Source organism: Kribbella sp. (genome assembly GCF_035687465.1).
GTDB lineage: Bacteria > Actinomycetota > Actinomycetes > Propionibacteriales > Kribbellaceae > Kribbella.
The window spans coordinates 1-5531 of record NZ_DASRXP010000330.1 but is presented as its reverse complement, the minus strand read 5'-3'; the positions used below and the strand labels follow the sequence as shown (position 1 = coordinate 5531).

The window sequence follows — 5531 nt, the reverse complement described above, 5'->3', positions numbered from 1 at the left end:
TGCTGCGGAGGAAGGCTGGTGCCGGCGTCAGGTTGTAGAGCGTGACGTACCAGAACATCGGGATGGTGACGGCCCAGACGACCATGCAGTACGGGCAGAGCGCGCCGATGCTGTAGATGCTCTGGTACATCAGCCAGTGCAGGAAGATCGCCGCCAGGGTGACCCCGACCTGCAGACCGAGCCATACCCAGCGCGGCAGCTTGGCGCCGGTGAGCAGCACGACGCCGAGAGTGCTCACGATCGCGAAGCCGGCGATGCCGAGGTACGGATTCGGGAAGCCGAACAACGCGGCCTGCGGTTGCGACATCACCGAACCACACGACAGCACCTTGTTGATACTGCAGCTTGGCGTGTACGACGGGTCGATCAGCAGCTTGTACCGCTCGACGGCGAGCACGAATGCCGCCACAAAGCCGATCGCACCCCCAACCGTCAGCAACCACGGCACAACCCACTTGGGCGGCCCCACCGCCGGCAACGGCTCATCAGCCGGTGCTGCTCCTGCCGGGGGAGTGAGGTCAACCGGCGAGTTAGTCATCCAGAGCCGCTTTCAGTTCGTCGGAGAATAGATCCGATTCTGCCGCACCGATTCACGGTCCGGGGCCGGGGGTTCCTAGACTGCCTGCAGCGGTTTTTCTGTTCGTGGCCCTGTAGACCCTGGGAAGAGAGCTATGTCCGGTCCCAATAAGAACTACGACCCCGTCGAGGTGACACCTCTGCATGCCGACGAGGTCGAGCGGACGCGCGACGAGGCTCTCGACGCCTTCGCGAAGGCTGCCGACCTGGGGGCACTGCAGGAGGCGAAGGCTGCCCACTTGGGTGAGCGGTCGCCGGTCGCGTTGGCGAACCGGGAGATCGGGGCGCTGCCGCCGCAGGCTCGTAAGGAGGCCGGGCAGCGGATCGGATCCGCCCGCAAGGTGATCAACGAGGCGTACGCGGGCCGGCTCGCGGTGCTCGAGGCCGAGCACGAGGAGCGGATGCTCGCCACCGAGCGGGTCGACGTGACGCTGCCGTGGCACACCCCGGAGCTCGGTGCGCGGCACCCCTTGTCGCTGATCTCCGAGCAGGTCGCGGACGTCTTCGTCGCGCTCGGCTGGGACGTCGCCGAGGGACCCGAGGTCGAGGCCGAGTGGCTGAACTTCGACGCGCTGAACTTCCAGCCGGACCACCCGGCGCGGCAGATGCAGGACACCTTCTTCGTCGAGCCGGTCGGCTCCGGCAAGGTGCTGCGGACGCACACGTCGCCGGTGCAGGCGCGCTCGATGCTGACCCGCAAGCCGCCGATCTACGTGATCTGCCCGGGCCGGGTGTTCCGCACCGACGAGCTGGACGCGACCCACACGCCGGTCTTCTACCAGGTCGAAGGCTTGGTGGTGGACGAGGGCATCACCCTCGCGCACCTCAAGGGCACTCTCGACCACTTCGTCGTGTCGATGTTCGGCGAGGGCCTGGAGGCGCGGCTGCGGCCGAATTTCTTCCCCTTCACCGAGCCGTCGGCCGAGGTGGACCTGAAGTGCTTCGTCTGCCGCGGTGCATCGGTGGGCAACCCCGACCGCCCGTGCCGGACCTGCGGCAGCGAGGGCTGGATCGAGTGGGGCGGCTGCGGCGTGGTGAACCCGCGCGTACTGCGGGCCGCCGGCATCGACACCGACCGGTACTCCGGTTTCGCGTTCGGAATGGGGCTGGAACGGACCCTGATGTTCCGCAACGGCGTCGAGGACATGCGGGACATGGTCGAGGGTGACGTGCGGTTCAGCCGCCAGTTCGGGATGGAGATCTGATGCGGGTCCCACTGTCATGGCTTCGCGAGTACGTCGAACTGCCGGCCGGCGTGACCGGCCGCGGGGTCGGCGAGAAGCTGGTTCGCGCTGGGCTCGAGGTCGAGACCGTCGACGAGGCCGGTGCCGGTCTGGCCGGGCCGCTCGTGGTCGGCAAGGTGCTCACCTTCGACCCGGAGCCGCAGAAGAACGGCAAGACCATCCGCTGGACGTCGCTCGACATCGGCAAGGACGAGCCGCAGTGGGTCGTCTGCGGTGCGGACAACTACGAGGTCGGCGACCTTGTTGTCGTGGTGCTCCCGGGCGCTGTGCTGCCGGGTGGTTTCGCGATCTCGGCGCGCAAGACCTACGGCCACGTCTCGAACGGCATGATCTGCTCGAGCTCCGAGCTGGGGCTGGGCGACGACGGTACGCACGGGATCGTCGTACTCGAGCCGGGTGAGGCCAAGCCGGGTGACGATGCCATCGAGTTGCTCCAGTTGCGCGATGACGTGCTCGACATCGCGGTGACGCCGGATCGCGGCTACTGCCTGTCCATCCGTGGAGTCGCCCGCGAGGCAGCCACGGCGTACGGGGTGGAGTTGAAGGACCCGGCGGCGCTGACGCTGACGGGGAGCGGGACCGGCGGTTATCCGGTGCGGGTGGATGACGCGAGCGGTTGCAGCGTGTTCGTCACGAGGACCGTCACGGGGATCGACCCGAAGGCGCCGTCGCCGCGGTGGTTGCAGCAGCGGCTGGTACTGGCCGGGATGCGGCCGATCTCGATCGGCGTCGACGTGACCAACTACGTGATGCTCGAGCTGGGTCAGCCGATCCACGGGTATGACAAGGACCGGCTGAGCGGCGACATCGTCGTACGGCGTGCGTCGGCCGGCGAGAAGCTGATGACGCTGGACGACCAGACCCGCGAGCTGGACACCGAGGACCTGCTGATCACCGACGACTCCGGCCCGATCGGCGTGGCCGGCGTGATGGGTGGCGCGTCGACCGAGATCTCGGAGTCGACCACCGACGTGGTGATCGAGGCCGCGCACTTCGACCCGGTCGTGATCGCCCGCTCGTCGCGGCGGCACAAGCTCTCCTCGGAGGCATCGCGCCGGTTCGAACGCGAGGTCGACCCCGAGCTACCGCGCTACGCCGCCCAGCGCGTAGCCGACCTCCTGGCAGAACTTGCCGGCGGCACCATCCAGTCCGACGAAACCGTCATCGACACGCACCCGCTAGCTGAGCCGGTGACCATCCGCGCAGATCACGCCGCCCGGGTCGCAGGCGCGGACATTTCCGCTGAGGCGGCCATCCGCCACCTCGAGTCGGTCGGCTGCGCAGTCCTCCCAGCCCTGGCGGATGCGGTGCCAGCAGCCCTGGCCGCAGGGATCAACGCCCCCGCGCTCCGCGCAGGCGCTGCCGCCCAGGCAGCACAGGCAGGTGCGTCGGCGACCGGCGCAGGCGTGGATCTGCTGACTGTGACTGCGCCGTCGTGGCGGCCGGATTTGCGGGATCCTAATGACTTTGCTGAAGAGGTTATTCGGCTGTTCGGGTATGACAACGTGCCGTCGGTGTTGCCGCCCGCGCCGGGTGGGCAGGGGCTGACCGTTTCGCAGAAGCGGCGGCGCCGGATCGCGACCGCGCTGGTCGGGGCCGGACTGACCGAGGTCGTCTCCTACCCGTTCGTGGGCGATGCCGACTTCGACGCGATGGGTCTGCCCGCGGACGATCCCCGCCGGAACACGGTGAAGCTGGTCAACCCGATCTCCGACGAAGAGCCGTCGATGCAGACCACCCTGCTGCCGACCCTGCTCCGGACTGCCGAGCGCAACGTCGGCCGTGGCGCCACCGACCTGGCGATCTTCCAGACCGGCCTGGTCTTCCTGCCGCGCGAAGACACGAAGCCCGCGCCGCTGCCGTCGGTCGAGCATCGCCCGAGTGACGAAGAGATCAAGGCACTGAACGACGCGTTGCCCGAGCAGCCGCTGCATCTCGGCGTCGTGCTCACTGGTTCGCGACTCCCCACCGGCTGGTGGGGCAAGGGCCAGCCCGCGGGCTGGGCGGACGCAGTACAGGTGGCTCGGACTGTTGCCGCATCGGTAGCCGTCGAGCCCGTACTGCGCAACGTAGAGCTCGCGCCGTGGCATCCGGGCCGGTGTGCCGAGGTGTCGGTCGACGGCAAGGTCGTTGGCTACGCAGGCGAACTGCATCCGAAGGTGTGCCAGGCGTTCGGATTACCTGCCCGGTCGAGTGCGGTCGAGCTGGATCTGGACGCGCTGATCGCGGCTGGCCCGTCGTCGGTCGCGGCCAAGCCGTTCTCGTCGTACCCGGTGGCCAAGGAGGATGTGGCGCTGATCGTCCCGGCCGAGGTCTCGGCGGCGGACGTGCAGGCGGCGCTGGTCGAGGGCGCGGGCGAGTTGCTCGAGTCGATCCGGCTGTTCGACCTCTACACGGGTGAGCAGATCGGCGAGGGCAAGAAGTCGCTCGCGTTCGCGCTGCGCTTCCGGGCGCCGGACCGGACGCTGAAGGAGACCGAGGTCGCCGAGGTACGGCAGGCCGCGGTCCAGGTGACTGTCGAACGCTTCGGCGCCGTCCAGCGGGTCGGCTAAGACCCGATGGCGCATCCCAGGGTGGCGGTGGCCGCGCCCAACGCGGCGGCAGCTGAGGCCGGGGTCCGGCTGGCGGCCGAGGGCGGCAACGCGGTCGACGCCGCGATCGCCGCGACCCTGGTGACGATGGTGAACGAGATCGGCGTCGTCTCACCAGCGTCCGGCGGCTTCGTCACCCTGCAGCCGGCCGGCGGCGAGCCGGTCACCATCGACGGCTGGGTGGAGATGCCCGGCCGTGGTCTTCCGTCCGAGCGGTTCGGCCGAGGGATCTGGGACATCAGTACCGAGTACGGCGGCGGTACGACGACCACGATCGGGCACGGATCCGTCGCCACGCCCGGCGGGATGAAGGCGCTCGACCTCGCGCACCAACGGTCCGGCAAGGCGCCCTGGAGTGAGGTGGTCCAGCCCGCGATCGACGTCGCCCGGCAGGGATTCCCGCTCAGTCGCACCTCCGGGTACTACCTCGGCTACACCCACGAGATCGTCTTCGGCTGGCACCAGCCGAGTCACTCGGTCGTGCACGACGACGACGGCTCGGTGATCAAGGCCGGCTCGATCGTGGTGATCCCCGAGCTTGCCGAGGCGCTCGAGCTGATCGCCCAGTTCGGTGCGGAGACGATGTACACCGGCGAACTGGCCGAGTTGCTCGTTCGCGACATGTCCGAGAACGACGGGATCCTGACCGCCGAAGACCTCGCCGCCTACGAAGCCGTAGTACGGCCTGCCCTGATCGTGCGGCAGAACGGCTGGCGCCTCGCGACGAACCCGCCTCCCGCGGTCGGTGGTGTGGCGATGGCCGCGATCCTCGCTTTGCTGGAGGGAGTACCGGCGGACGGCGGCTGGAATCCGGCGGAGCTGGAGCGGCTGGTCGAGGTTCAGTACGCCGTACTGGGTCGCCGGCTGGCCGAGCTCGGCGAGGAGGACGTCCGCCAGTTGGAAGGCCAGAAGCTGCTGGACCTGGCGTCGACCGGGGATCTGCGGGCCTTGAGCTCACCCAGTACTGCGACGGTCTCGGTGGTCGACGACCAGGGTGATGCCTGCGCGATCACGGTGTCGTCCGGGTACGGGTCAGGCGTGATGACGCCGGGAACGGGCATCTGGCTGAACAACGCGCTCGGCGAGCAGGAGTTGCTCCACGGCGGCGCCCACAGTCTCG

General features: G+C 68.8%; 4 protein-coding genes. 3 read left to right on the top strand and 1 reads right to left on the bottom strand.

Annotated elements, in window-relative coordinates; translation table 11 throughout:
* Positions 1-538 (bottom strand): vitamin K epoxide reductase family protein (locus VFG33_RS17360; RefSeq protein ID WP_325053923.1); only part of this gene is annotated, 538 nt, incomplete at its 3' end.
* Positions 539-671: 133 nt separating this feature from the next.
* On the opposite strand from VFG33_RS17360, the gene pheS reads away from it, so the two are divergent.
* The 3 genes from pheS to VFG33_RS17345 form a co-directional block, all read left to right on the top strand.
* Complete coding sequence (pheS, locus tag VFG33_RS17355; protein WP_325053922.1) at positions 672-1781, top strand: phenylalanine--tRNA ligase subunit alpha; 1110 nt, start codon at positions 672-674, stop codon at positions 1779-1781.
* Entirely contained in the window at positions 1781-4372 is a 2592-nt protein-coding gene (locus VFG33_RS17350) for a phenylalanine--tRNA ligase subunit beta (RefSeq protein ID WP_325053921.1), read from the top strand. The genes pheS and VFG33_RS17350 overlap by 1 nt, the downstream gene beginning before the upstream one ends.
* 6 nt (positions 4373-4378) lie before the next feature.
* Positions 4379-5531 (top strand): gamma-glutamyltransferase (locus tag VFG33_RS17345; RefSeq protein ID WP_325053920.1); only part of this gene is annotated, 1153 nt, incomplete at its 3' end.